The sequence below is a fragment of the Mangrovitalea sediminis genome (genome assembly GCF_002514725.1).
GTDB lineage: Bacteria > Pseudomonadota > Gammaproteobacteria > Pseudomonadales > Oleiphilaceae > Mangrovitalea > Mangrovitalea sediminis.
Genome location: NZ_NTLB01000001.1, coordinates 283,650 through 307,659, shown reverse-complemented (window position 1 = coordinate 307,659; position 24,010 = coordinate 283,650). Strand labels below are relative to the sequence as shown.

The following is a 24,010-nucleotide window of genomic DNA, read 5'->3' as shown; positions in this document are numbered from 1 at the left end:
AATCGATTTATTTAATTGGTGATCGAAATTAAAGATCAGATTGATCGAAATGACGGGCAGTATTGACTACGGCTTCACCAATTTCGCGATTACGCTCGGGAAAATAGCTCACCACGAAATGCAGATCGGTCAGATGGGCCTCGTCCAGGACCGGGATCCGTCGGATTGGATCGGCGTCCACATCGCTCTCGGCCATCAGCGCCGGCAGCACGCCGATGCCGAAACCGCCGCTGACCAGATGCTTGACCGTGGAGAGGGATGCGGAGCCGTGCAGGGATGGGAAGGCGATGTCAGGGGCCGAGAATATGCTTTCTATTTCACGGAACGGTAGTGTGCCTTTGGGAAAGGTCACGATGGCGTTTCGGGCCAGTTCCGCCAGCGATAGGGGATGATCCGGCAACGACATGTTCTCCGGACCATACCAGCCCAGCCTGACCGGCTTGAGGGAGGCTGCGGCAGCTCCCTGGGGAACCGATTCGCGCAGCAGGATGGCGACGTCCAGCCGGTCGTCAGCCAGGGCGTCGGCGAGTTGGACAGAGGTATCCACCGACAGCTCGAAGCGTACCATCGGGTAATCGTCTTTCAGCCGGTTCAGCGTGTCGGTCAGGATGGTATGGACGATGGTCTCGGCCACACCGATACGCACCGTGCCACTGAGTTCGCCGGCGTGGGTCATCTCCTGCCAGATGCGGTCCCTGGCACGCAGCAGGCGCTGGGCTTCCTCGAGGAAGCGCAGGCCGCTGGCGGTAAGTCGTACCTGGCGATTGGAGCGGTCGAACAGTTGGACACCGAGGCGCTTCTCCAGTGCAGCGACCCTTGAGGAGATGGCCGACTGTGACAGCCCGAAGTTCTGGGCCGCCGCCCGGAAGCCGCCGGCTCTGACGATGTCCTGGAGAATCTCGATATCTCTGAATTCAAACATGCGGTTTCAGTCCGTCGCCTCGTGGTATCGAAACCGCAGTTTATCAGCCCCCGCCCAGATGCCCACTGCGGATTTGAGTGGGCCTGACGGTTATAGAACTGGCGTCAGGGATTGCCATAGCCGCCGCCTCCCGGTGTGGCTACCACGATGCAGTCGCCCGACTCCATCTCGCAGCGATCGGTTCCGCCCAGAGGTTCCCGCCGGCCGTCGGCCCGCTCGATCCACTGCTCGCCAAGGGCTCCCGGTCGCCCACCAGCCAGGCCGGGTGGGGGTATCCGTCGGGAGTTGGCCAGCAGTGCGACGGTCATCGGTTCCAGGAATCGCAGGCGCCGGATCGCGCCATTGCCGCCGCGATGGCGACCCGCGCCCCCGGAATTGGGGCGGATGGCGAATGATTCCAGCCGCACGGGGAAGCGCCACTCCAGGACTTCCGGGTCGGTCAGCCGGCTGTTGGTCATATGCGACTGGACGGCGCTGGTGCCGTCGTAATCGGGACCGGCACCGGTGCCGCCGCAGAGCGTTTCATAGTGCTGGTGGCGTTCGTTACCGAAGGTGAGGTTGTTCATGGTGCCCTGGGCGGCGGCCATGGTTCCCAGCGCCAGGTAGAGGGCATTGGTCACCACCTGACTGACCTCTACGTTTCCGGCCACCACCGCAGCCGGCGGATTGGGGTTAAGCATGCTGCCTTCTGGGATGATCAGTTCGACCGGCTTGAGGCAGCCGTCGTTGAGCGGAATGGCATCGTCCACCAGAGTCCGCAGCACATACAGTACGGCCGCACGGGTGACGGCGCTTGGGGCGTTGAAATTACTGCTCTGTTCGTTGCTGGTGCCGGTAAAGTCCACTGTGGCGGTGCGGGCCTGCTGATCGGCCCGGATACGCACCTCCACGGCGGCGCCGCTGTCCAGTTCCAGCCGGTAATGGCCGTCATCCATGACCCCGAGCACACGGCGCACCTGTTCTTCGGCATTGTCCTGGACGTGGCGCATGTAGGCATGCACCACCTCCAGGCCGAACTGATCGATCATCCTGCGCAATTCCTGGATACCGTTTTCATTGGCCGCGATTTGTGCACGTAGGTCGCTGAGGTTCTGCTCCACATTTCGCACCGGATAGCGGCCGCTGCTGAGCAGTTTGCGGACATCGTCCTCCAGGAAAGTGCCGCCGGCGACCAACTGCACATTGTCCAGCAGAACCCCCTCCTCATCGATGGTGTGACTATCGGGCGGCATGGAGCCGGGAGTAATGCCGCCGACATCCGCATGGTGGGCGCGGCTGGCGATGTAGAACAGGACCTGCTCGCCTTCCCGGTCGAAAACCGGCGTGACGACCGTGATGTCCGGCAGGTGGGTTCCGCCGTGGTAGGGGTCGTTGAGCATGAATACATCGCCAGGGCGCATACTGTCCCTGCGTTGCTCGACGATAGCCCGGACGCTCTCGCCCATCGAGCCGAGGTGCACCGGCACATGGGGCGCATTGGCCACCAGTTGGGTGTCCGGATCGAAGACCGCACAGGAGAAGTCCAGCCGCTCCTTGATGTTGGCGCTGTAGGCGGTTTTCTGCAGGGTGGCGCCCATTTGCTCTGCGACCGACATGAACAGGTTGTTGAAGACTTCCAGCATCACCGGGTCGACGTTGGTCCCGACAGCGACCCGTTTTGGCCTTGCCTGAACCCGGTTCATCACCAAGTGATTGCGCTCGGTTATTTCCGCCTGCCAGCCGGGTTCGACAATGATGGTGGAGACCGGATCCCGGATGATTGCCGGTCCGTCGATGCGGTCTCCCGGCAGCAGGTCTTGGCGGTCGTAGACCGGGGTCTGCCGGTGCTCCCCCTCCATAAAGGCATCGACCTGGGCGAGAACGGTGGGTTCGCCGCTGACTCGGGCGTCGACACGGGTTTCTTCCAATGGCTGTTCGCCCCCGCCGATCAGCTCCACGCTGGCTGCGGCGATCATCAGGGCCTTGCCCGGCATGAGAAAACCGAACTGGCCACGGTGCAGGGTCTCGAACGTTTCGCGGATGCCGGCCAGGGACCCCAGTTCCGTTTCCAGCGTGGTATCGGTGCCCTCGTATTTGACATGCAGACGTCGCACTTCACGGATGGCGTCGGCAGGACAGCCTTGGGCGACCAGCTCTTCACGGGCGGTCTTGGCGAGACCATCGAGTGCCGGGGCGATTTGGGCCAGTAACCCATCGTCCAGGCGCGCATCCACCGGATGTTCACGCAACAGGGTCAGGTCAGCCAGTCCCATACCGTAGGCGGACAGAACCCCGGCGAAGGGGTGGATCAGCACCCGGCCCATCCCCAGTGCATCGGCCACCAGGCAGGCATGCTGGCCGCCGGCGCCACCAAAGCAATTCAATGTATAAGTGGTGACATCCCGGCCCCGCTGGACGGAAATCTCTTTGATGGCATTGGCCATGTTTTCCACGGCAATCCGCAGGAAGCCCTCGGCCACTTCCACCGGGGAACGGGTGTCGCCGGTGGCTTGACGGATGCGCTCGGCCAGTTCGCTGAAACGCTCGTGAACGATGGCGACATCCAAAGGCTCGTCTGCACCGGGGCCGAAAACCCGGGGGAAGAAGTCAGGCTGAAGCTTGCCCAGCATAACGTTGCAGTCGGTGACCGTCAGTTCGCCGCCCCGGCGATAGCAAGCCGGGCCGGGGTTGGCGCCGGCCGATTCGGGACCGACCCGGTAGCGGGAACCGTCGAAATGCAGGATGGAACCGCCGCCCGCGGCAACGGTATGGATTTTCATCATTGGTACGCGCATGCGCACCCCGGCAATCACGGTTTCGAAGCTGCGCTCGAAATCCCCGGCAAAGTGGGAAACATCGGTGGAGGTGCCTCCCATGTCAAAGCCGATGATGCGGTCGTACCCGGCCATTTGGCCGGTACGCGCACAACTGACGATACCTCCAGCCGGTCCGGAAAGGATGGCGTCCTTGCCGGCGAACCAGCGCCGGTCGGTCAGTCCGCCGTCGGATTTCATGAACATCAGCCGGGTATCGCCCAGTTCCGATGCGACCTGCTCGGCGTAGCGCTTGAGAATAGGGGACAGATAGGCATCCACGACGGTGGTATCACCCCGACCCACCAGCCGCATCAGCGGGCTGACCTCGTGGGACACCGACACCTGGGTGAAACCAATGTCTCTGGCGATAGCCGCGACCTGTTGTTCGTGGCCGGGGTAGCGATAGCCGTGCATGAAACAGATGGCACAGGCGCGGATGCCGGTATTGAAGGCCTCGGTGAGTCCGGCCCGCACCCGTTCTTCGTCCAGCGGCCGAACCAGGGTGCCGTCTGCCGCCAGTCGCTCAGGTGCTTCGACCACCTGTTCATAAAGCAGCGAGGGTAGTTCGATGCGGCGGGCAAAAATTTCGGGCCGGGCCTGATAGCCGATGCGCAGGGCGTCGCCGAATCCTTCCGTGACGACCAGTACCGTGCGCTCACCCTTGCGCTCGAGCAGGGCATTGGTGGCGACCGTGGTCCCCATCTTCACATGCTCTATCCGGTCTGCCGGAATAGGATCATCGGCGGCGATACCCAGCAGATCGCGAATGCCTTTCAGGGCCGCATCGCGGTATTGCTCGGGATTCTCGGAAAGCACCTTGTGCGTAACCATGACTCCGTCGGGACGGCGGCCAATGATGTCGGTGAAAGTGCCGCCCCGGTCTACCCAGAACTGCCAGCGACCGGTGTCCACCGGGTCCTGTACCTTGGTTTCGCGCATGATGCTCTCCCGTTGAATAGCATGACGGATGCCAGGCATGCGTCGGCTATGCAATGCCGTCGCAACGATCTACTCACTCTCTTTTTCTCAAAACGTCTACAAAATGTCAATAAATTGTATTTTAGGGTTGTCGCGTGTTTGTCCTGTGCCGGTGAAAACGGGGCGGGAATGAACTTACAGGGAGGTTGCGGCTCTTGCCGCTTGATCATAGATGCCCGAAAGGGCTCGCAACCGGGTTGCGATGCTGGCCATATCCTCGGTGCCAGGGCCGCCAAACGCGGCCAGTGCATCAATCAGGCAGGCTTCCCGTACTTCCCGGTACCGCTCGCAGGCTTGGGCGCCGGCCTCTGAGGTGGCGAAAACGGCTTCCTTGCCCCGTTTGCGGGTTTCGATCAAGCCGAGTTTACGCAGCTTGCGCAGCGAATAGCTGACGAGGTGAGTGTCTTCGATATTGAGCACGAGGCAGATACTGGCGATGGTCTTTTCCCGCTGACGGGAATAGACGTTGTGCAGTACCAGGATATCCAGTGGCGCCAGATCCGGAATGCCTGCAGCGGTCATGCAGTGGACGGTCCAGCGTTCGAAGGCTTTGCTCGCAATGATCAGGCCGTATTCGAACTGGCTGAGGTCCGCCGCCTTTTCCGAGACAAGATGGGCAGAGGAAACAATGGGATCTTGGCGTGTCATGAAAGAAAACCTCTCATCAAGGGACCGGCTTGCTGTGGCGTTCCGGTGGCTGCCGCTCACTGTTTATCTGATAATTCGTCGACAAATTATCGTTAGATAATGCCTGAGAACGAGCGCTCAGGCCATGCGCTTTTGTTGGCTATTATCTGTGGTTGGACCGCTCGTTGTGAGCGTTGCATCCCGAAGTAGGCAAAACGCCACAGGCGAAATACTGGCGATAAGCGACTACGCCTCGGTTCTCACAATGAGAGCGGGATACCACCGAATGGTCTTTTATGGTTAAGCTTATGGCGTAAGGTTATCGCCGAAGCGTAGGTAACCTTTTTCACTGGGAACCTACTTGTTTTTATCACGGGGAACCTACTTGGTTCGGAAGTGACGCATAAACAGTGTAAATGACTCCGACGACTGTGATCGCGCCTTTTCGGGAAGCTGCACCTAAGTTCAAGTGCGATAGGGTGGCAGCGTGAAACTCAAACGCGGATGCCTGTCGTGCGCGAAAATCTAAGTGAGGCACGCCAGGATTGCTGAACCCCTTCAGCAACTGGCATCCGGCTTGAGACCTGAGCCCTATGCGCCGTTTGATGACATTCTGGGTGGTTGTGTTCTTGTTTGTGTCGCTGGCCGGCTGTGCCACGTCGTCAGTCGACACCCGGCGTGCGGCGTCGGAGAAGGTGGCGCAGGATGCCGGCTGGGAGCGGTTGGATCTGGATGCCGGGATGTTCGTCCTTGCGGCTTTCGTCCCTCCTTCGCTGAAACAGGCGGATATCCTGACGGTCTATATCGAAGGTGACGGACTCGCCTGGGTCGACGCCCACACGCCCTCATTCGACCCGACGCCGCGCGACCCTCTGGCATTGAAACTGGCTATCCGTGACCCCGGCCGCCATGCGGTTTACCTGGCGCGCCCCTGCCAGTATGTCCGTAGTGCCAATCGCCGTAATTGCCGGAATCAATATTGGACAAGCCGCCGTTTCGCGCCGGAGGTGATTGCAGCGGAAAACCAGGCCATCGAGGCGTTGCGCAGAAAGTACCGTGCCAGGAAGCTGGTGCTGGTGGGCTATTCCGGCGGCGGTGCGGTGGCGGCACTGGTGAGCGCCAGGCGTGATGATGTTGTTCGCCTGATAACGGTGGCGGGTAATCTGGATACGGCTGTTTGGGTGGCCAAACAGCATCTCAGTCCTCTCGCGGGCTCGCTGAATCCAGCGGACGCCTGGCGGAAGTTGCGTCGTATTCCTCAACTGCACTTCGTTGGTGGTCGGGACAAGGTCATGGGACCGGCGTTTGCCAAAGCCTATCAGGCTCGGTTTCCGCCGGGGCAGAAACCCGACGTGGTGGTGATTCCAAACTTCAACCATCACTGCTGCTGGGTGAAGGATTGGCCGGAGTTGCTCCGCGATTGACGCCCGGCGGCATTACATCGGCTTGCCGATCGGGCTGAGGTTTTCGTGAACTTGGTGGCCCGCGGCTAACTGCCGTACTTCACTCATGCACATCCATAAATCGGCGCGCCCAATCGCGGTTTTCCTCCAGTGTGGAGTATCGGGTCGCAAGCTCTGAGGCATTTAACGTCCCTTCGGCAATGCCCCGCTGTTCGCGCAGGCAGTCGTAGGTCGCCTTAATTGCGGCAAAGTAGGCTGCGTGTCCGTTGACGACGATGCGAACCCCGTTCTCAGCGAGACGCGCACGATCGCTCAACGCCGGATTGTCGTAGGCGACCAGCATCAGCGGAATGGAGAGGTGCGCGCTGATCGCTTCCAGATGAACGAAGTCACGAATGCCTACCATGCAGATGCCATCCGCGCCGACGGCTTGATAGGCCTTCACTCGCGCGATCGTGTCGTCAACATTCAACTGTGCGGCATTAGTGCGTGCAAAGATAGCCATGGCGGGGTCAATTCGAGCCTCCAGTGCCGCTTCTATCTTGCAAACCGCTTCTTCGAGCGGGACCAGGTCCGTGGTTTTGCGCCCGTATTTGGGGGGCAGCAAGGTGTCTTCAATGGTGAGCGCGGCCACGCCGGCACGTTCCAGCTCTGTGACGGTGCGGATGACGTTCAAGGCATTACCGTAGCCGTGATCGGCGTCGGCGATGATCGGTAGTCGTGCCACGCGGCCCACACGTGTGGCCTGTTCCGTGAATTCACTCAGGGTGATGAGCGCAAAGTCCGGCGCGGCCAATACCTGAAGTGAAACCACGGAGCCGCCGAGAATGCCGACCTCATAGCCGAGGTCTGCGGCAATACGGGCCGACATCGGGTCGAATGTCGAGGCCGTGTAATGGCATTGATGACTATCCAATAACGCCCGGAAGTCTTTGCGAAGATCGTGCTGGGAGGGAGTTGCCATGCCTTGGCTCCTCGAAACAACGGATTACGTGGGAAGGGGGCAATGGGGAAGAGTATATCCGCCTTACCATCGAGAATCATGAGGACCTTGGTCGTGTAGTCAAGCGCCTCCGGCGCCGAGGTACTGAAAACGTCAGCGTGACGTGCGTAGCCTTTCTTTCAGTGCATCCGGGTCGGGTAAGCTGATCTCCTGCCCCTTCAATGTGATTAACTTTGCCGCATTGAGGTGCTGCAATTGATCATGGATGGTGTCAGTCGTCATCCCCAGATAGTTGGCCATTTCATTGAGCGGGATTGGCAGCCTGAAGCGGGTGGGCGATAGGTGCCGGCGATGAAAGTGGCGGGAAAAGGAGAGCAGCAACGTGATGATGCGTTGTTCGTCGGTGTAATAGCGCCGCATCACCGACAGGTGCTGCGTATCCTGTATCTTCAGGCTCATCAGGTCAAAGACCTGCCGTTTGAAGGTAGGCAGCTCGGTCAGTAGTGCTTCGAATTGATCGCCGCTGAGTTCACAGACGGCACAGTTTTCCAGCGCTATCGCGGAATACGCATAGTGGGAAGCGTCGAGACTGTCGAGGCCGATGATCTCGCCGGACAAATGGAAACCGGTGATACGTTCGGCGCCGTGCGCATTGGAAATGCTGGTCTTGATGGCGCCGCTTTGTAGTGCGAAACACGTGGAAACTGGATCGTTTTGCAGGAAAAGGTGTTGGCCTTTTTCGAGGGTTTTCCCGCCTTTGACGATATCTTGCAGGAGTGATGTGTTCGAGGCGTCGAGCAGGCCAGGAAGACAGACATCGCTAAGATGGCAGGATTGGCAGCGGTCGACAGTCCTCTTGTCGAACGGAGTGGGCACGTAGGTCGGCTCCCATTGAGAGAAATATGATAAATCAAATAGCTTCAATGCGTTGAACCGGAGGATCATAGGAAGGCGATTCTGCCGGAGCATTGACTCCGGTCAGTGTGTGACAATGCTAATTATTTTGTTGCGGGTTGCGTTACGTCACAGATGGAAACGTGATTATCTTTGTACCGTGGGTGCCATGGTTCGGCGCTCGGCGACGTTGGTTTGCCGAGGGGGTTGTCGGTGATCGATAGAAAAGGCCATTTCATGTTGGAGAATACCGGGCAAGGTGCGGTTCTGACGGAGTCCAATCGTGCATGCGAAGCCTGTGCGCTCAAGGATCTCCGTTTGCCTCGGCCTCTGAGCCCCCGGGAATTGGAGGTTCTGGAGCAGCGCGCCAAATCTTCCGCAGTACTGGATGAGGGAGCCACCTTGTTTTCGCAAGGAGACTCTGTCAACGCTGTCTATATTGTTCGCGGTGGTGCGGTAAAAACCTTTGTGACGGACCGTAACGGGAAGGAAGACATCATCGGCTTCTTCTTCACGGGGGATTTTATTGCGCTGGAGTCTCTTGCGTGTGACCTGTATCCCATGTCCTGCGCGGCACTGACGAAGACCTATATTTGCAAGATTTCCCGGGCGGATATGCAGGCGCTGACCCGCGAGCTTCCCTCATTGGAAGAGTATCTGTTTCTGTCCGTCAGTGAGGAGCTTCTGGGGAGCCACCAGCTTTCACAAATATTGCGGCAGCTCTCTGCCGACGAGCGCCTGTCCTCTTTCCTGCTTTTCCTTTCCCACACCAATGAAAGACACAAGCTGTCTGGAACGGACCTCGCTTTACCGATGTCTCGTAGGGAGATTGCCGGCTACCTGGGGCTGGCGGTGGAAACCGTTAGCCGTGCTTTCAGCCGACTTCAGGAAAAACAGCTGATCGCGGTCAACGACCGCAATGTAACGCTATTGGATATCGAAGGGCTGAGGGCGCAGTCCCATTGTTGCCAATCCTACCGGGACGGGACCTTCTCGAGCGAAAAGCCGGTCATCTGAACCGAATCGTATCCACCGCAAGGGACTGTGTCTGCGACAAGAAAACAAGGTGTTGCCCAAACGCCCGGTTTTTTGCCGATTACTGGCACCTGAGTCCGGCGTAAGTAGGCCTTTATGCGGTTATTGACCCGTCTATCGCTTCACAGTGCAAATTGGCGCTTTTGCACGTAGCGGGAGCATTTGCATGCACGACCAAACCTATCTTGAGCGATTTGCCAACCTGGATCTCGGGCCCGAGCATTTTGATCACCGGGGACACTTGTTCATCGCCTGGTTGCACCTTATACATTATGACGAGGATGAGGCGGTGCAGCGGGTCTGTGAAGGGCTCAGGGGGCTTGCCTCGAAATTTGGCGCACAGGGAAAATACCACCAAACGTTAACGGAAGCGCTGGTCCGCATCATGGCCCGTCGCATGCGAAGTGGGGAAGACTTTGAGGCTTTTCTAGAGGCTAACCCTGACCTTCTCACGGATTGCCAAAGTACCCTGTCACACTACTACAGTGACGAACGCCTTCATTCGGAAACGGCAAGGGCGGGTTGGGTGGCGCCGGACCGCCAGTCTTTGCCTTAAGGGGGCTCCCGGTGAAAACGCAGACGATCACGGCATTTGCCAAACGGTTCGGCCTTTCGCGGGCGACCTTACTCTATTACGACCGCATCGGCCTGCTCAGTCCCAGCGCTCACAGTTCTGCCGGCTATCGCCTGTACAGCGAGAAAGACGCGGCTCGCATGAGCCGTATCGATACGCTTCGTCAGGCGGGGCTTCCGCTCAAGGCCATTCAGTCCGTATTGGATGCGACTACGGGCGATCGTCTGGAGGCAGCACTGGAGCAACAGTTGGTCAATCTCAATCGGGAGTTGGCCCAACTGCGTGCCCAGCAGCGTCTGGTCGCGCAGTTACTGCAGCACCACGGTCGGCAGTTGCCCATCGGCAATGTCGATGTGACGCAGTGGGTTCGAATGCTTGAAGAGGCAGGGATGGACGAGGCGGCCCGCCAGCGCTGGCATGCGGCCTTCGAGCGCGACGCACCGGACGCGCATCAGGAATTCCTGCACTCTCTTGGGCTTAGCGAGGCACAAGTGGCAGAGGTGCGACAGCGGTCGCGGGAAAAGCCCGCGGCAGAAGGAACATAGGAAAGTTTCTTGCGCAGAATGGGGTGTTAATGTGTGGGGGGCGAGTCTACTCTATAAGAGAGAGCCTTGTTGGTTTTGCCCGTGTCTTTGCTGATGGTCATCTGCAACGGGTTCGAGCGCCGAGGATGGATAGATGGCCTTATTGCAGTGTTGGGGCCCGGCGTAAAGGGTGCCTTGGGAAGACATCTTGGCGGGGAGCACGACATGGAAGCCTTCACCAACCAGCAATTACAGTCTGCTGTTGCCCAATTGGATCAGGCACTGGCCAGTCATGAGCAGTGGTATAAAGGCGTGCTGCGAGTACTGGTTTTGCATGTCCCGCCCGACAAATCGGACTTAGCCCCCGCCGCGCACCGTCTTTGCCGTTTCGGACAGTGGTTTGAGAGTCCACAAGCGGCATTTCTCTACAACCACCCCACATATGCCTCTCTCGGCGCTGCCCATGAGAAAATGCATGTCTATGCACGGACGCTGTTGCAGCGGGTGGTGAACGACGAGACCATTTCGGAAAGCGATTTCGATAAGTTCAACAACACCCTGGATCGAATGCGACTGGAATTTCAGTCGCTACGCCAGGAACTGGCTGATCTGGTGCAGAACCGGGATCCTTTGACCGGGGCGCGAAACCGCTTGAATTTGCTGGCGGCGCTTCGCGAACAATACGCCCTGGTACTGCGTGGGGTGCAAGTCTGTGCGATCGTGATGTTGGATCTTGATCACTTCAAGCGCGTCAACGATGACTACGGTCATACCATCGGTGACTCGGTTCTGGTCGCGACGGTTAACTGCCTTCAGGCGCATGCTCGGCCCTATGACCGGATATATCGCTATGGCGGGGAAGAGTTTCTTCTCTGCATGCCCGGTACGGCGTTGGAACAGGCGCGTGGCGCGGCGGAACGTCTACGTGAGGCTATCGCGGCACTGCAGATTCCCGTGAATAAGTCGGGTGAGTCGATTCAGATTACTGCCTCCTTTGGTGTGGCCGAGCTGAGCGCATTACGTTCGGTCGAAGATTCCATCGATCGTATGGACAAAGCGATGTACGTGGCCAAGACATCGGGGAGAAATCGTGTTGCCACCGAAGAAGACTGCGGCCCTGTCGGTTGAGGTTCCGCTAAGATCTCAGCATGATGAAAGACGTCGTGCTTCTTCATACCCTGACGACCGGAACCGGGTGGAGTCCAAGTCCCATGTGTCCTCATGAGATTCTCGATAACATTCCCGACGTACGCGATGGCCTTACCCGCATTGAGCGGATTGTGCTTTATGTGCTCAGGGAAACCCAGCGTGAGCGCAACGGTCGCGCTGTCCCCACTGCGATGCTCTACGGACGGGTGCTGGAGCATATCACTATCAGCGAGGACGAGTTGCAATCGTCTCTGGACAGACTTGGCGTGAAATAAAGGCGTATCCCGCCCGCGATGGGCTGCACATACCGGGGCAGTCCGTTTTCAGACGGACAAAGGCCTAGGGCTGATTCTGCCAGCGGTCGGACTGGGCCTGCAGTCGTGCTATGCACTCCTGGTAAAGTGCCTTGTCCAACTCGCCGCACAGTGCCGTGTCCGTTGGTAAGCTGTTTGCGACGGCCGTCTTTGCCAGTGCGACCAGCCCCCCGCGTAGCAATTGCTCGGCCTGTTCTATCAGCGGTAACTCGCGTCGCTCAAGGTGTCGTGCTGCAGCGTAAAGGTCATCGCGGACTGCGATTTCCAGTTCTGCGAACGGCAGGATGCCGGTCATCACCTCGCCGGCAGGGCTGTCGTCTGCATCAAACAGGAAATGCTCCAGAATCTTGTCGAACTCGGCGGTGGTCAGGCGATCTTCAGCCGAAGTTTCCATAATGGCATCCTGCAGAAAGGGGGATAGGGTCATTGTAAGGCTGGAGGATGGCCGGCGGATTAGATCTGTATCAACAGAAGAGGAGTCTTGGCGGGGCACCGTTGAGAATGGCTTGGACCGCCAAGTCATCGTGTACGCATTATTTGGGTGTCAGCTCCCTCTGGTTCAGATTCAGTGACTTTTGCTTTTTAATCCTGAACAGGGGCTTGATAAAAATCTGATAGGCAAATTTCCGATAAAGCATCTTTTTTAGATACGGCTTTAGGCCGCGCTTTTTTAGCGGAGACATCAGCTCTTCGCGGCCCTCGATATTCGACTGAACGGCATGATCATTATAAAGCCCAACAACGTAGGGAATGAGGCCGACTATTTTTAAGGTGCGCAGCTTTAGCAGTGTATTCCAGTTGTCGGCAACCTGATTCACCGGGTACAAATTCTGAAGAAGGACTTCCGCCGATTTCCGTGTAACCACGTAGCCGTTGGCGCAATAGCTTTCAATGATTGGGCAGAGCTTGCCGACTGATGGCAGCTTTTTATGGTTCCAGAGCGTGTAGCGGTGAACCTGATTCAGCAAATACACCCTGTTATCTTGGGGGCTGAGCACCTGTTCCAGGGCGGCAAGGGCCTTTGGAAGCGTTTCGGCTAACTCCGCGTCATCTTCCAGAATGAGGGCGTACGGCGCCTGGCTTTCGATTAAATCCCGATAGACACCGATATGCGAAAGCGAGCAGCCAATTTCGCCGAGCGAAAGCTGCCGCCCCATCACCGCAAGCGTGGTGATGGGGTCATAGTCTCGGGAAAGCTCGTCTTCCGACAGGCTCTTGCCGTCAACGGCATTGAAGACAGTGTACTGCAGGCCAAGCTTTTCGAGCTGGTGAGTAATACGCGCCCGCCGATCCCGAGATCTTTCCAGGTTGATAACGTAGATCGGAAATGAATCAGTCACTTTCATGCAAATTAACCATGCAAAAGACCAGGGGACTAGTGTTCCCGGCGTCTCATAACTCAATGATAAAAATCAGGTTTCCTGCATCTTGTCCTGAGTTTTGTTCTCAAAATCGCTGGCATCGTGCCGTTCCCGGAGTTGTTCCGAAGGCTCACCCCAGGACCGGTTGACCATGCGACCGCGCTGCACCGCTTTTCGCTCAAGCAGCATGTCCGCCCAGCGCAGCACATTTTTGTACTCGTGGACGGAGAGAAATTCCCCTGCATCATACAGCCAGCCTTTCGCCAAGGCCCCGTACCAGGCGAAGATTGCCATGTCTGCAATAGAGTATTCGTCGCCCGCCATATACTGCCTATCTGCCAGGTTGCGGTCGAGAACATCCAACTGGCGCTTGGTTTCCATCGCGAAGCGATCGATTGGATACTGCCATTTCTCCGGCGCATAGGCGTAGAAATGGCCGAAGCCGCCACCCAGATAAGGGGCGCTGCCCATTTGCCAGAACAGCCAATTCAGCGTTTCCGTGCGCTTGTGGTGGTCTTTCGGTAAAAAGGCTCCGAACTTTTCCGCAAGATACAGCAGGATGGAGCCGGACTCGAAAACTCGGGTTGGCGTTTCGGTGCTGTGATCGACCATCACCGGAATCTTTGAGTTGGGGTTGATCTCCACATAACCGCTCGAGAACTGCTCACCTTCCCGGATATTGATCAGCCAGGCGTCGTATTCTGCGCCGGTGTGCCCGAGCGAGAGCAGTTCTTCCAACATGATCGTGACCTTGACGCCGTTAGGGGTCGCCAGGGAATAAAGCTGCAGCGGATGCTTGCCGACCGGTAGTGTTTTTTCGTGAGTGGGACCGGCAATCGGACGGTTGATGTTGGCGAATTGTCCTCCGCTTGCGTGATCCCATGTCCAGACCTTGGGAGGGGTATAGGGCGCTGTATCTGTCATGTTGGTTGGCTCCTTTGCTCAACGATCGTTGTAATAGCGTTCGGCATTAAGTGCCCATGTGCCGTTCCATGTCAGAACGGCTATACGTCGATGTTGCCGCAGGCGATTTGTCGAATGAGTCGATTGGCACCGTTCACCTATCGGTCCCATCTGTTAATGCCCTTTTGGTGTTGGCCGTTGGATTAACTGAACGGTGGGTGTTGGGGAACTCACGCCCGTCATCCTACATTCCGAAAGGCTTCCAGGCGAGCAATAGACTTGATAAAGACCGGCACGCGACGAGCGGAGGGAACCAGACCGAGGCGAGATTACCCTAATCGCTGGACGCCAAAGCTGCCAAGTGGGACATCGCTCTGCCAGCAATGCGGCGGCTCACCTGGTTTTGGGTGTATACCTGATATTGCGTCCTGTCGCCTAAGTCTGGTAATCGCTACCGTTGAATGAGGCATCCAAGATATGATTCCGTGCGTCGCCAAGGTTATCCCGTATGAGATTGCGGTGTTCAAGGTCTCGGTTGGGCAGGGAGTCCTTATTTACTGAGGTAAAGGAGAAATGAGTGCGCTTGGTGATGCTGGTTCAGGTGTTGCTGTTGCCAGGATGTTGCGCAGCACACCGGTAGATTGATGAAAGGCGTGATCCCGTATTTTTGAAGCGATTTCCTTTGCTCAAGTGCGGCGCGCGGTCGAACCTTTTTCCGGGTTGTTGTTGATGGGGAGCTGAGTTGCGTGGGTCTAGGCCGGGTTTCTGCTGTCTTACTGGTCATTTTGCTGTTGGTCAGCGCCCCGCTCAGGGCGGATACCGTCGGCGTTACCTGGGAAGACGATATCTTCGTCCATCGAGACTACCACTACACCAATGGCGTGAGTCTGTTTTGGGCACGTAACGGGCTCCAGCATTTCAGCGATACGCCAGCCACCTGGCCTATGCGCTGGATGGGGAGACTGTTTCAGTTTTCTTCCTCCCGTTATGATTTCCGTGCTGTCACCCACGCCATCTGGCAAACCATGCAAACGCCCGAGAACCTGGCCCTGACGCCACCAAAGGCTGATGACTTGTCCTATGCTGGGCTGTTGTTTTGGCAGGGTGATTTATATGCCGGAAATGCGCGTGTCACCGATCGATTGAGCCTATTGGTGGGCGTGGTTGGGCCTTCGTCCGGTGCCTCCTCGGTCCAGCACTGGGTTCATCATCTGATCAACGGCAACACACCTGAAGGATGGCGTTTTCAGTTACACAACGAACCGGTGATCAATCTGCAGTTGGGCCGTGAATGGCGTGCCTGGCAGACGGCGCACGTGGATCTGGTTCCCGGTGCTCAACTGAGTGCTGGCCTGCTGAAAACCGAGTTGAGCGGGAGTGTCATGCTACGGATGGGGCGCCAATTGGCGGCAAGCTTTCCTGGTGTCGATCTGGTGGCTTCCCGTAGCGCTTTCATTCACCAGCATATTGCTCCGGCATTCTGGTATTTCTATGTCGGGTTGGGCGGCTACTATACCGTCAATGACCTGCTGGTCGAGGGCAATAACTTCGAGGACAGTTCCGGGTTGCCGTTAAAGAAAACCGGCGTAACCCGGTCTTTGGGGTTGGTATGGGGTAAAGGAGCGTTGACGCTTGCCGCGGGTTTGGTTGATCGCACCCACCGGTCCGGCGTGTTGACCCATGGGGTGAGGTTCGGCTCGATCAGCGTGGCGTGGCGTTATTGAGCGTGTCCCGATATTCCCGGGGCGACGCGCCTGTCCAGCGACGAAAGGCACGGGTGAAGTTTGCCGGATTCGTATAGCCAAGGAGCTCGGCGATACGTTGAATCGGCAACTCGTCGCGAGCCAGCAGGCGCAGGGCATCCTGATGGCGGGCCGTCTCCAATTGCTGCTGGTAGCTGCTCCCCTGTTGTTGCAGTCTCCGCCGCAGGGTTCGCGTAGACATATGCAGACCTTTGGCAAGCAAGTCCGCGTTGGGGTAGCCTCTGTCGCTGAGTGTCAGAACGGCCCTGACCCTTGGGAGGATGTCGCTGTCGTGTTCTTCGATCAGCGCATATTCACGTTGGCACTGGGCAACCGCCAGATGCAGGGCTTCCGGGTTGGCTGTGGCGATGCGATGGGTCGGCAATTGTGAGCCGGCGAAGCGGATTTGTGCGGCGGGCATTGCATAACGGACCGCCGGAAAGCCGGCGGGCAGATCCTGTGCCGGTGTCGGGGCTGGGTGGTCGAACCAAAGTTCGCCGTCCGGTGTCTGGTCGCCTAACAGGAACTGAACGCCGCGATAGAAGCCGCTCATGATGAATTCGAAGATAACGCGTTTCAGCACCGGCGGAATGGGTGCCTCCGCCCTGAACTCAAAGATATGGCAGCCGTCATGCTCGATAAAGCTGAACTCGACCCCCCTTCCGCGCAGATGCCAGAATCGTTCCAGCAACGCCAATGCCTCACCGACGGTATCGCAGCAAAGTAACGCGTACCCCAAACTGCCATGCGCGGTCAGTGGTAATTGCCAACCCAGCGCCAGTCCCAGCCCAGGGTTACCGCTGCGAGTGATGATTGCACCCAGCAGGCGTAGGTGATCCTGGAGGGCAATTCGGGCAGTCGGTTCCGACATCAGGGTTGGGGGGAGCCCCAGTTCCCGGAGCAACGTCGAGGTCTCTATACCCTGGGCCTGTGCCCACTCCAGGTAGATCCGGGTGTAGGTGGCCGGCATGTTCGCATGTTCGAGGGTCGGATGACGTTCCTTCATCGCGCTGGTTTTGGCCACAAATGATAAGTTGCTTGGCCGCTCAGAATCTCACGCTCAGGCCTGGATAGCAACTAAGCTGACACTTCGAAATTCAGCGAAGTGAAATGCGACCAGGAGAACGCCATGACTGCCGCCCTGTCTGCCGATACCGTTGCTGCAGCCCACCATAAACTGAAAGTTCGCAAGATCGATTTCGAATTTACCGACGATATTCCCGAGTTTTGGTACGCCGGTGATCCTTTCCGGACGCTTCTGCTAGCGGCTCTGTCCGGCGGGTTCCCGGAGGGAGAGCGCTTTTTTATCGACTCGGTCAGACACTTTCAGGACCGGATCACCGACCCTGCGCTGAAAAAGGCGATTCGCAGTTTTATCGGGCAGGAAGCGCATCATGCCAAGCAGCACCACGCGTTGAACGGGTTTCTTTCGCGCCGGGGTTACCCGGTGGACAGTATCGATCGTGGGGTGGGCAAGCTGATGAACCTATTCCGCAACTATATGACGCCCGAACGACAACTGGCGCATACGGCAGCCATTGAACACTTCACGGCGATCATGGCCGAGCACGTGATCATGGGTGATCTGGATGAGTTGCGTAAGATGGCGCCGGAGATGGCAAGGATCTGGGCCTGGCATGCGGTGGAGGAGTCTGAGCACAAGGCCGTGGCTTTCGATGTGTATAAGGAAACGGTGGACGATGAGTGGGTACGGATTTCACAGATGATGCTGGCGACGTTTCTGTTTCTGACCTTCAGCTCTATCGATTTCCTGCGGATGTTAAGGCGTTCCGGCCACATGACGGACTTGAAGATGTGGATGAACGGAATCAATCATTATTGGGGGCGCCCCGGAGTCTTTCGACGCCTTATCCCGAAATACCTCCGCTATTACCGCCGCGATTTCCACCCCTGGCAGGAAGATAACAGCGCCCGGGTGGATTCAGTGAAGACGGAATTTTTGGGGGAGTGGGCCTGACGTCGCACTCTGGCATGGTGATGCAGGGCGCCATGGATGGGGCCCTTTCGGGCAGGATGCGGACCATCCCCTATCCACCGCTGGTGGCCTGTCTTTTCTCCGCTTTTCGCCTGAGCGGTTCACGCGCGCATTGACGTATCGGTGTGAACCGACTAAATGAGAATGAATGCTGAAGGACGCGGTAGCAGGTTGTAGATGTCCACTTGGATACTCAATCGCTGAGAGAAGGAGCATTCTCTAATGACTTCCATGAACACCGCCCGCCGATTCGTTCTGTTTTTCTGCCTCCTGGTCAGTCCCCTTGCCTTCGGTGATTACGCCAACGTTAACGGCATCCGCATGTATTACAGTATCCAGGGGCAGGGCACACCGGTTGTTCTGTTGCACGGAGGGTACGTGGACTCGGATATGTGGGCGGTCGAGAGTCGTTTGTTGGCTGAGCACTACGAGGTGATCAAGATAGACAGCCGCGGGCACGGCAGAAGCAGCGACGCCAACGTACCTATCACTTATGAACTGATGGCAAGCGACACGTTGGCGTTACTGGACAAGCTACACGTCAACAACGCCCATTTCGTCGGCTGGAGCGACGGCGCCGTGATCGCGAGCCAGATCGCAGCCTTTCATCCGGAGAGGGTCGATCAACTGGTCCTTATCGGAGCAGCCTATCAGAACAATGTGTACACAGCGGCTTTCGAGTATTTCCTGAACAGCAAATTCCTCTTCGACGTGGGTATCGACCTGCTGTTCAGTGAAAAGTACAAGGCCGTCAATCCTGACCCGGACCACTGGTCGGTGTTTCGGGATAAGCTGCATGCGCTGTGGCAGTCGCCCTGCTATTTCGCGAATACACCCGTCGATTACTGTCTGGAGCCGTTGGAAAGCATTGCGGCGCCAACATTGGTGCTGGCAGGGGAGAATGAGATCATACAGAAGGCCCACACCGAGGCGATTGCCAGCCGGATTCCCGGTGCCAAACTGGTCATTGTTCCGGGGGCGGGACACTTCCTGCCGATCACCAAGCCTTTCGTCACGACTAATCTGATTCTGGATTTCCTGAATAACTAGGTGGTCGAAGGCGATATTTGTGCAATAAAAAAGGCAGCCGAGGCTGCCTTTTTTGTGTCGCCGGTAATTTACACGGCAACAACATTTTCCGCTTGCGGGCCTTTCTGGCCTTGCGACACGGTGAAGCTCACTTGCTGGCCTTCGGTCAGGGTTTTGAAACCGCTGCTCTGAATGGCGCTGAAGTGAACGAATACGTCCGGACCATCTTCACGGGTGATAAAGCCAAAGCCTTTGTTTTCGTTAAAGAACTTGACCGTACCGGTAGTAGTAGACATTAATAAAATTCCTGAATTCAATCATTAAATGTGCTGTCATCGCATCGATATGATGCTCGATCAGCTTTTTTGCGGAAACAAAAAACGGGCGTAATCAAAAACAGGACGGTGCACTACTAATACCACTGAGGAACGTCATATTCGTGAAAGGCTTTGTTGAATCGTTTCCAACAGGACTCACATTACTCCTCGCTCGCTGGAATAGCGAGCTTTTTAATGTAGGTAAATGCCACTGGGCCATCAGCAGGGTGTATGTGTTGTCTCGAAGCCTCAAGGTTTGGCTATTTTCAAGGCATTACCTGGATTTGTTGCGAGCTGTCGTTGCATGGCGGCCAGAACTTTACGGTTTTACCGGCTCAAGCCCTGGCCTAAAAGTGCCTTTACCGTTTAATATTTGACCGCCAGTTCACGGAATTTTGTTGGCGTCAGGTTACAATCTGTACACTTTTGGTTACATGCTGGCTGTTGAATGCTGTTCGCCAGGCCCATCTTCGGGTGCCTGGTGTTTCCCACTAAGGGTACGTCATGTTGATCTCGACCGTTGTACATTACGCCGAGGCGGTGACGGGAGTATTGGCTCTCGCGTTGTGTCTCAGGATTTACCTGCTCTATCGCGCCTTTGTTGCCAAGACGCTTTCGCATGCGCCGGTGACAGCCGTGGTGCGCATGCCTGCGCAGCCGGCGACACCGAACGCTATTCTTGAAGAATATATTGGCGAGCTTCTCGGGGCGGATAACATCATTAATTCCCTCCCCGAGCCGCGCCTCGAAGAAACGGTTCAGCTGGCGCAGCCTCATAAGGAAGCTGCGTACGACATCCGGCAGCTTCCCCCGTTCAACCCGCAATCCTATCAGCCGATTACCGCTTTTCTGGCAAATCGCTGCGAGGTGCAGCAGGCCAGTTGAGGTGGTGGCGACCCATGCAACTGGCACCGGTCGCCGAAAGTGCATGGATGCTAGCGCTGTTTGGCGAGGCGACGTAAACCTCGTGTCAATCCCTGTTCCAGGGTTCTACTGACCAGGCGGCCCACACCGGGTAGCGCTGAGAAATCGATAGTCCAGGTTATGTGGCTGCCTTTGTCGGTTTCCGCAAACTCGATGCGTCCCTGATGTTGTCGGAGCGGCCCGCCAAAGCGGCTGATGCGGTAATCGATGCGACGGTTCGGATCAAGCGCGGTTACGGTTTCCTGAGTGCCGACCGGCCAGGGACCTATGCGGCGGATCGAGCCCACGCCGTTGGGCGCGTCAGCGCCGTCCCGGATGCGCGCCACGGGAACGCCGAATACCTGTCCCAGCCGATTATGATCGGCAAGCACACTGAAGACCTCTCCGACCGGACGGTCGAAGTCCTGGTTGATCACGATCTGATAGCGCGGCATGAGCTCCCCTTTTATAGCATTATGATAATGATGGGTGTTGTCATAATGCCGCTTTCTCAGGATCGGTAACACCCTTATATCAGGCCAATGAAGCTCTTTTACTGGAAGGGATGTATTGGTTTTTAGGGGCCTAGCCCCCTAAAAAAAGGGGCCGCGCGATGCGCGGCCCTGAAGATGGAGTTGAGCGATTACTCTGTCGTACCTACCACCAGGCTTCCATTTGCACGCCGACCTGGATATCACCGTCAACACCCTGCTTGTTTTGGGCATCTTTTGCGACATTGCCGAAGAAGGACGTTACGTAGGCGCGAATGACTGGGCGAGCCCAAAAGCCTGGGCCAGCCTGCCATTCCTGAGCCAGGGTGACTTTTTCGAGATCGGCGGAGCTGGTGCTACCCGTGTTCTCAACGCTTGAATAACCGAGCTCCAGGGCGGTGCTGCTGACGTTGGTCCAGCTGTAAACCGGGCGCACAACGACACTGGTGGTTGCCGGATCTTCTTTGGTTGCGGTGCCGTTGGCCTTGCCTTTTTCGTACATGGCCGAATAGCCCATTTGCAACGGGCCGCTCAGGGCAATGACGCCATGATCGATAACGCGCCAGCTATGCTTGAGGCTGCCGGCTGACAGGTAGTTGGAGCTGGTGCCGCCGGAGGTGTAGTAGGCCGCGTCACCCATAGAGTCCTGACCGTACTGGAGCACGAACTTGTTGAAGCCGCCCATGATGTTGGTCGACAGCTCGGAGCTCAGGAAGAAGCCATTCTTATTGCCCAGGCCATCGGTTTTTTGTAGCTGGGTGCGGTCTGCCATGCCGTAGATTGCCGCCAGGTCCAGTGTGCTGTCACTGCTGACCGGGAATGCGTAACGCACGTCCAGCTTGTTGTTCTGGACGATATTGTTGTTGTTAAAGGCGTCTTTCTGGGTGGTGTCGTTGTTCATCCAGGCGACGGACAGTTTGCCGACTCCCGCCGTAATGTTCTCGACACCGGCGCCGTAGCCGGAATCGTTCAGGTAGTAAAAATCGATCTGGTCGATGTTGTGGCGCTGGTAGTAGCGCTTACCGGCCCAGAGTGTGGCACCAGGGAACAAGGCGACAACGTTTTTGCCGGAAACATACAGCTGACGAAGGGCGAGTTCGCCGCCGGAGTAAGGGCTGGAAGAGGCGGTCGTCGTCGTGTTGTTGTTAAAGTCTACGCCGGTCACGGTATTGGTGCCGGTGAAGGCCTGATAGTCATTGCCTTGATTGGGCGCGTTCAGGGACACCATGGAGTCGATGCGGAACGACTGGTCGTCCTTGTTGTACAGCTCCTGACCGAGAGCGAGTTCCGCGTAGGTGTCGCACTCGTCACCCAGTCGGCCGGACAGCTTGCCACCCAGGCAGGTTTGTTCACCGCCGTTGCTCAGGTTGGTGGATAGTCCGGAACGTGCATAACCATGGAAATCAACGGCTGCGGCTTGGGTCGTCAGCATGGCCGCCGCAATGGCGGTCGTCAGAGGGGCTACTTTTGCGATCAAGCGTTTCTTGTTGTGAATCATTATCTGCGTCCTGTTCATTATTGTTGGAATTGCCATGCCTAGCCCATGCCGCCAGTGCCCAAGAAGAAGGCCTGAGCGTCATACACACCGGGCTACTGCATATACTGCTTAGTGGTTATCGGGCAACCTGCGCCTATGGTGGGTAAAGGCGGGGTAGCCCGCATCCTCCGGCCCATAACTTTTCGGGGGGGAGGAGAAAGGATGACGGGGGCGTAGGGCTGGGCGTAAAACCGCAGATCTCGCCGGGGTCCGATGGCGTTGTGTCATGGCTGTTCCTTTTTGTTGTTGTGCGGAACCTGGATCTGTTTGGAGCCTGATACTGACATCATGCGACGGGAGGATGGGGCCTGAGGGTGGCCCAATCGCGCCCGCAATACCTGCATGACGTGGATACGAGTCTATGCCCGGTGTTCGATGCGTGGTGTATCAAAGTGAAAGGCCAATGTAACAATCTTGATACTTACGGCGAGGTGCGAGCGCGACCGGCCGCATAGGCGACCGGCCAGTGGCGTATGGCAGGTGGGCAGGGGACTCGGGCTTTTGGAGGTTAAGGCGCGCTGTCGTCGCTGGGGAAGCGGGTCGCGCGCAGGCTGTCCTTGATCTTCTTCAGGTGTGACTGGAAGTCGGAGCCGCGCTTTAGAGTGACGCCGGTGGCGAGAATGTCCACGATGGTCAGATGGATGATGCGGGAGGTCATCGGCATGTAAACGTCGGTGTCCTCCGGCCCGGTGACTTCGAGTGCCACGGTGCAGACTTTTGACAGCGGAGAGTTTGGCGCAGTGATACCGACAACCGTGGCGCCGTTTTCCCGGGCAACCTGTGCAATGTCGACCATTTCCCGAGTGCGTCCCGTATAGGATATAACGACGATAGTGTCGCCCTTGCCGGAGGCTGCGGCCACCATGCGCTGCATGAGGGCATCGTCATAGGACGTGACGGGAATGTTGAAACGGAAGAATTTGTGTTGTGCGTCCAGTGCGACGGGTGCGGAGCCTCCCATGCCGAAGAATAGAATCTGCTTGGCCTGGATCAGGTAGTCGATGGCTTTGCCGATGGCCTGGGGGTCAAGTCCCTGCCGTGCACGCTCCAGGCTGGCGATGGTGCTCTGGACAATTTTCTGGGAAAAGGCCTCAACGGTGTCGTCTGGTTCTACACTTTGACTGACATAGGGGATGCCGACAGCAATACTTTGCGCCAACTGGATCTTGAAGTCGGGAAAGCCACTGGCTGAAAAGTTGCGGCAAAAGCGGTTGACGGTCGGCTCGCTCACGGATGCTGCATGCGCCAGGGCGGCGATACTGTAACGGGTGGCTGAACTGGGATCGCGCAGGATCACCTCGGCAACTTTGCGTTCCGACTTGTTCAAGTCCTCCAGGCGGCTGCGTATGGCGGTCAGGAGGTTGTTGGATTGGCTGTTGTCGGTCATGGGTACCATCGACTCTCAGGGTTTGATTCCGGAATGGCCTTGCCACTTCGGATGGGCAGGATAGAGGTTGAGCGGTGACAGGGCAACAGGGTATGTAGTGAATTAACCACGTCGGACGTATTACCACTATAGCCCGTGGTTCTCGGCTCTTCCATTTCGGTGTTTGGCGCTGCATGGAGCGAATTT

General features: G+C 57.4%; 23 protein-coding genes. 10 read left to right on the top strand and 13 right to left on the bottom strand.

The window, feature by feature from the left end; translation table 11 throughout:
* Window positions 1–28 precede the first annotated feature (28 nt).
* The 3 genes from CLR77_RS01490 to CLR77_RS01480 all read right to left on the bottom strand — a co-directional run bounded on the left by CLR77_RS01490 (window position 29) and on the right by CLR77_RS01480 (window position 5,343).
* On the bottom strand, window positions 29–922 hold the full coding sequence (locus CLR77_RS01490; protein ID WP_097458818.1) for a LysR family transcriptional regulator: 894 nt from the start codon (window positions 920–922) through the stop codon (window positions 29–31).
* Window positions 923–1,026: 104 nt separating this feature from the next.
* Complete coding sequence (locus CLR77_RS01485; RefSeq protein ID WP_097458817.1) at window positions 1,027–4,656, bottom strand: hydantoinase B/oxoprolinase family protein; 3,630 nt, start codon at window positions 4,654–4,656, stop codon at window positions 1,027–1,029.
* A gap of 174 nt (window positions 4,657–4,830) precedes the next feature.
* Complete coding sequence (locus tag CLR77_RS01480; RefSeq protein WP_097458816.1) at window positions 4,831–5,343, bottom strand: winged helix DNA-binding protein; 513 nt, start codon at window positions 5,341–5,343, stop codon at window positions 4,831–4,833.
* Window positions 5,344–5,915: 572 nt separating this feature from the next.
* Between CLR77_RS01480 and CLR77_RS01475 the strand changes: the two genes are divergently transcribed.
* Window positions 5,916–6,746 (top strand): alpha/beta fold hydrolase, encoded by an 831-nt coding sequence (locus tag CLR77_RS01475; RefSeq protein ID WP_198962635.1) that lies wholly within the window; start codon window positions 5,916–5,918, stop codon window positions 6,744–6,746.
* Between the two features lie 79 nt (window positions 6,747–6,825).
* Here the strand turns inward: CLR77_RS01475 and CLR77_RS01470 are convergent, their stop codons facing one another.
* On the bottom strand, window positions 6,826–7,689 hold the full coding sequence (locus CLR77_RS01470) for an isocitrate lyase/PEP mutase family protein (RefSeq protein ID WP_097458815.1): 864 nt from the start codon (window positions 7,687–7,689) through the stop codon (window positions 6,826–6,828).
* A gap of 132 nt (window positions 7,690–7,821) precedes the next feature.
* Window positions 7,822–8,544, bottom strand: a complete 723-nt coding sequence (locus CLR77_RS01465; RefSeq protein ID WP_158227095.1) for a cyclic nucleotide-binding domain-containing protein — start codon at window positions 8,542–8,544, stop codon at window positions 7,822–7,824.
* Between the two features lie 231 nt (window positions 8,545–8,775).
* On the opposite strand from CLR77_RS01465, the gene CLR77_RS01460 reads away from it, so the two are divergent.
* The 5 genes from CLR77_RS01460 (at window position 8,776) to CLR77_RS01440 (ending at window position 12,119) form a co-directional block, all read left to right on the top strand.
* On the top strand, window positions 8,776–9,579 hold the full coding sequence (locus CLR77_RS01460; protein ID WP_143269345.1) for a Crp/Fnr family transcriptional regulator: 804 nt from the start codon (window positions 8,776–8,778) through the stop codon (window positions 9,577–9,579).
* Between the two features lie 184 nt (window positions 9,580–9,763).
* The gene (locus CLR77_RS01455; protein ID WP_097458812.1) at window positions 9,764–10,153 is read left to right on the top strand and encodes a hypothetical protein; all 390 of its coding nucleotides are present in this window, start codon (window positions 9,764–9,766) and stop codon (window positions 10,151–10,153) included.
* Between the two features lie 11 nt (window positions 10,154–10,164).
* A complete protein-coding gene (locus tag CLR77_RS01450; protein WP_198962634.1) occupies window positions 10,165–10,716 on the top strand; it encodes a MerR family transcriptional regulator in 552 nt (183 codons plus the stop codon).
* 204 nt (window positions 10,717–10,920) lie between these two features.
* Window positions 10,921–11,823 carry a diguanylate cyclase gene (locus CLR77_RS01445; protein ID WP_097458811.1) on the top strand — a complete coding sequence of 301 codons (903 nt, stop codon included), beginning with the start codon at window positions 10,921–10,923 and terminating at the stop codon, window positions 11,821–11,823.
* A gap of 20 nt (window positions 11,824–11,843) precedes the next feature.
* Entirely contained in the window at window positions 11,844–12,119 is a 276-nt protein-coding gene (locus CLR77_RS01440) for a hypothetical protein (protein WP_227519765.1), read from the top strand.
* A 64-nt stretch (window positions 12,120–12,183) separates the two neighbouring features.
* Here CLR77_RS01440 and CLR77_RS01435 read toward each other — a convergent pair whose 3' ends face one another.
* The 3 genes from CLR77_RS01435 to yghU all read right to left on the bottom strand — a co-directional run bounded on the left by CLR77_RS01435 (window position 12,184) and on the right by yghU (window position 14,443).
* Window positions 12,184–12,552, bottom strand: a complete 369-nt coding sequence (locus CLR77_RS01435) for a hypothetical protein (RefSeq protein ID WP_097458810.1) — start codon at window positions 12,550–12,552, stop codon at window positions 12,184–12,186.
* Window positions 12,553–12,691: 139 nt separating this feature from the next.
* Complete coding sequence (locus tag CLR77_RS01430; protein ID WP_097458809.1) at window positions 12,692–13,504, bottom strand: glycosyltransferase family 25 protein; 813 nt, start codon at window positions 13,502–13,504, stop codon at window positions 12,692–12,694.
* Between the two features lie 66 nt (window positions 13,505–13,570).
* The gene (gene yghU / locus CLR77_RS01425) at window positions 13,571–14,443 is read right to left on the bottom strand and encodes a glutathione-dependent disulfide-bond oxidoreductase (RefSeq protein WP_097458808.1); all 873 of its coding nucleotides are present in this window, start codon (window positions 14,441–14,443) and stop codon (window positions 13,571–13,573) included.
* Window positions 14,444–15,168: 725 nt separating this feature from the next.
* Between yghU and CLR77_RS01420 the strand changes: the two genes are divergently transcribed.
* On the top strand, window positions 15,169–16,146 hold the full coding sequence (locus tag CLR77_RS01420; protein ID WP_158227094.1) for a lipid A deacylase LpxR family protein: 978 nt from the start codon (window positions 15,169–15,171) through the stop codon (window positions 16,144–16,146).
* Here CLR77_RS01420 and CLR77_RS01415 read toward each other — a convergent pair.
* Window positions 16,124–17,188, bottom strand: coding sequence for an AraC family transcriptional regulator (locus CLR77_RS01415; RefSeq protein WP_097458806.1), 1,065 nt, complete (start codon window positions 17,186–17,188; stop codon window positions 16,124–16,126). The two genes, CLR77_RS01420 and CLR77_RS01415, sit on opposite strands and share 23 nt — an antisense overlap.
* Window positions 17,189–17,293: 105 nt before the next feature.
* On the opposite strand from CLR77_RS01415, the gene CLR77_RS01410 reads away from it, so the two are divergent.
* Window positions 17,294–18,142 carry a metal-dependent hydrolase gene (locus CLR77_RS01410; protein ID WP_097458805.1) on the top strand — a complete coding sequence of 283 codons (849 nt, stop codon included), beginning with the start codon at window positions 17,294–17,296 and terminating at the stop codon, window positions 18,140–18,142.
* Window positions 18,143–18,382: 240 nt separating this feature from the next.
* Window positions 18,383–19,210: an alpha/beta fold hydrolase gene (locus tag CLR77_RS01405; RefSeq protein ID WP_097458804.1), complete on the top strand. Its 828-nt coding sequence runs from the start codon at window positions 18,383–18,385 to the stop codon at window positions 19,208–19,210.
* A 68-nt stretch (window positions 19,211–19,278) separates the two neighbouring features.
* Here CLR77_RS01405 and CLR77_RS01400 read toward each other — a convergent pair whose 3' ends face one another.
* On the bottom strand, window positions 19,279–19,485 hold the full coding sequence (locus CLR77_RS01400; RefSeq protein ID WP_097458803.1) for a cold-shock protein: 207 nt from the start codon (window positions 19,483–19,485) through the stop codon (window positions 19,279–19,281).
* A 525-nt stretch (window positions 19,486–20,010) separates the two neighbouring features.
* Here CLR77_RS01400 and CLR77_RS01395 point away from each other — a divergent pair.
* Window positions 20,011–20,391: a hypothetical protein gene (locus CLR77_RS01395; protein WP_097458802.1), complete on the top strand. Its 381-nt coding sequence runs from the start codon at window positions 20,011–20,013 to the stop codon at window positions 20,389–20,391.
* 50 nt (window positions 20,392–20,441) lie between these two features.
* Here CLR77_RS01395 and CLR77_RS01390 read toward each other — a convergent pair whose 3' ends face one another.
* The 3 genes from CLR77_RS01390 to CLR77_RS01380 form a co-directional block, all read right to left on the bottom strand.
* Window positions 20,442–20,864: an SRPBCC family protein gene (locus CLR77_RS01390; protein WP_097458801.1), complete on the bottom strand. Its 423-nt coding sequence runs from the start codon at window positions 20,862–20,864 to the stop codon at window positions 20,442–20,444.
* A gap of 202 nt (window positions 20,865–21,066) precedes the next feature.
* Complete coding sequence (gene lamB, locus CLR77_RS01385; RefSeq protein ID WP_097458800.1) at window positions 21,067–22,398, bottom strand: maltoporin LamB; 1,332 nt, start codon at window positions 22,396–22,398, stop codon at window positions 21,067–21,069.
* Between the two features lie 547 nt (window positions 22,399–22,945).
* Window positions 22,946–23,824 carry a MurR/RpiR family transcriptional regulator gene (locus tag CLR77_RS01380; protein WP_227519764.1) on the bottom strand — a complete coding sequence of 293 codons (879 nt, stop codon included), beginning with the start codon at window positions 23,822–23,824 and terminating at the stop codon, window positions 22,946–22,948.
* Window positions 23,825–24,010: the final 186 nt, after the last annotated feature.